The sequence below is a fragment of the Microvirga arabica genome (genome assembly GCF_016811235.1).
Classification (GTDB): domain Bacteria; phylum Pseudomonadota; class Alphaproteobacteria; order Rhizobiales; family Beijerinckiaceae; genus Microvirga; species Microvirga arabica.
This window is the reverse complement of the sequence record NZ_JAFBID010000168.1, coordinates 1-2555: the sequence shown is the minus strand read 5'-3', so window position 1 is coordinate 2555 and position 2555 is coordinate 1. Positions and strand designations below refer to the sequence as shown.

The following is a 2555-nucleotide window of genomic DNA, read 5'->3' as shown; positions in this document are numbered from 1 at the left end:
GCAGGATCGATCCAGGCCTCGTGTAACGCAGCAACATCGCGCTCAGTTATGCGCCGCGCCTGAACGGATCAGGCGCGGCATCTTCTCGTCATGCGGCAGACGACGTGGCCGTCTCTGCGGTCGAGGGCGTATTGGCCGTCTCATCCGTGCGCTGCTGCTGAGGCCGGCTTAGATTAGCGGGCGAGCGGCTTGCCGAAGGTGTGACCGCGGCCGGCGTTTTCGCGTGAAGCGAATGCAGATCGGCCTGGATGCTGTCGATCAGGTCGACGAGCCAGGTTTCTCCGTTCTGAATGCGCTCGCGCAATGCCGACTTGGCGATGTCGAGCTTTGCCGAAACTTCCATCGTGTTGCGCGACGGCAGATCACTGAAATCCTGCTCGATCGTGGACAACTCGCGCAGCAGTTCATCCCGCAAAGGCCGCTGTTCCTCGACCATGATCAGCGGCGAGTTCAGCATGCCGCGCAAGGCAGCCCACCGCAGGCCGAGGGCGCTCACCGATTGCGTTCCGTCGAGTCCTGACATGTTTGGGGATTCAGCCACGGTCATTTCCTTTTCGCAAAAGCTCAGAATCGAGACGTGCAGGAAGGAGCATGGTTGTGGCGTGAATCGGGCAGCGGCCGGCAAAAAGCCGCTTGCGATCACGCTATTTCGAATATGGTTATCGAATTCAGCGGATAAAGAAATACAGTGTCAGTGCCGCGCCGACCGCAATCACGAGCCAGCGGATGACGCTCGACGGCAGACGACGGCCGAAGACCACGCCGAGATACCCTCCGATCACGGAGGCTGCGCCGACGATGATCGTCTCAGGCCAGCTCACGAGACCCGCAATCATGAACAGCACCACGGCGACGAGCTGAATCAGCGTGGAGCAGAGATGCTTAGCGGAGTTGATCAGGTGGAAGTCGTCGCCTTCGGTAATGGCGAGCGCCGCCAGCATGACGATGCCCATGCCCGCGCCGAAGAAGCCGCCATAGACGGCGACGCCGGTCATGAACGCCAGGCCTGCCGCCCATGCGCGGGTGGAAGGGTGTTTGCCTTCCTGCTTGCTGATGGAGCGTGCGAGCGCCACGATCTTCGGGCTTGCGGCAAAGAGCAGGGTTGCGAAGAGCAGCAGCCACGGCACGAGCTGCCGGAAGGCGTCGTTATTGGTAACCGTGAGAATATAGGCGCCGCCCAGGCCGCCGATGAGGCTGACGATTCCAAGCGCTGCGAAGCGCCGGGCATTGGCCGCGAGCTCCCGCCGGTAGGCCCAGGCGCTGGAAAGATTGGCTGGCGTGACGGCCACCGCGCTGGTGGCATTGGCAACGACCGGCGGAAGTCCGGCGGCGACCAGGGCCGAGAAGGTGAAGAAGGTGCCGCCGCCCGCAATGGCGTTGACGAGGCCGGCCGCAAGGCCCGAGGCGGCGAGCAGCGCCGCAGTGGACAATTCCATGATGATCGGTCTGGTGGTGATGACGGGAGGGCAGAATGAATCAAGATATCAGCCATAGGCCGGACGCACTGCGAGCGCAATAATCGCCGTCGCCGAACCTTGGTCAGGCGGCGGAAATCTGCTTGTAGAACACGGTCGTGTCGCAGAACCCGCCCTTCGGCCAGAGGGCATAGTTCGGGATGATCCCCGACTTCACCCACCCGACCCGCTCATACAGACGCTCCGCGTCGCCGCCGGTCACCGTGTCGAGCACGAGCACCGTCTTGCCGGCCTTGGCCGCCGCCTCTTCGGCCGCCCGCATCAGGGCGGCGCCGACGCCACGCCGCCGCGCCTGGTTGTGAACGAGCATCTTGGCGATGTCGGCCCGGTGAGGCTGGTTCTCAGGCTGCTTCAGGACCACCTGAACGGTGCCGACGATCATGCCGCTGGACGGGTCCTGGGCGACGAGCAGGATCCGCTCCCCGGCGGCGACTCCCTCGGCCACTCCCTGCCAGAAGGTGTCGGCTCGCTCCTGTGTCAGGGGCAGCATGAAGCTCACCGAAGCGCCGCCTTCAACGCAATCGATCAGCACGGCCGACAGGGCGCCGATCTGCTCGCGGGCCTCCTGTGGAGTGAGCTGACGGATGATGACGGATTCGTTCATAGTCGCTGTCTCATCGATAGGGGTTGTGAGCGGCATGCGGATCGGTGGCGAGCGCCACCACGTAGCGGGCCGGGGCATCGGCAAGATTACGGAAGAGGGTCGGCCGGTCGAGTCGCATGGAGAGGCAGTCGCCGGCGCCGAGACGAAAGATCTCCTCGTCCAGCGTGAGTTCGATGGCGCCTTCGATGATCCAGATCTGCTGATGGACCGTGGCGGCCCGGTGTGCCGTGTCGTAGGCCACCCGCGCACCGGGCGGGAGCACCACCTCCACGAGCTCGATAGGAGAGCGGAAGCCCGACGCGGACAGGTTGCGCCGGGTGTAGCCGCTCTCCGGATCGCGCCATACGGGCTGATCTTCACGTCGGGACAGGGGAGAGGCAGCTTCGCTCTCCTGCCGGGCAAAGAGAGACGCCAAGGTCACGCCGAGGCCTGCTGCAAGCCTGTCGAGAACCGCCGCCGTCGGGCTGCTCTCCCCT

4 protein-coding genes are annotated in these 2555 nt (G+C 64.5%); all 4 read right to left on the bottom strand.

The window, feature by feature from the left end:
• Positions 1 to 88: 88 nt before the first annotated feature.
• Complete coding sequence (locus JQC81_RS32155) at positions 89 to 643, bottom strand: hypothetical protein (protein WP_203275821.1); 555 nt, start codon at positions 641 to 643, stop codon at positions 89 to 91.
• 25 nt (positions 644 to 668) lie between these two features.
• Positions 669 to 1436, bottom strand: a complete 768-nt coding sequence (locus tag JQC81_RS32150; RefSeq protein ID WP_203275820.1) for a sulfite exporter TauE/SafE family protein — start codon at positions 1434 to 1436, stop codon at positions 669 to 671.
• A 103-nt stretch (positions 1437 to 1539) separates the two neighbouring features.
• Positions 1540 to 2079, bottom strand: a complete 540-nt coding sequence (locus JQC81_RS32145; protein WP_203275819.1) for a GNAT family N-acetyltransferase — start codon at positions 2077 to 2079, stop codon at positions 1540 to 1542.
• Between the two features lie 10 nt (positions 2080 to 2089).
• A partial coding sequence (locus JQC81_RS32140) for a helix-turn-helix domain-containing protein (RefSeq protein WP_203275818.1) occupies positions 2090 to 2555 on the bottom strand: 466 nt, incomplete at its 5' end.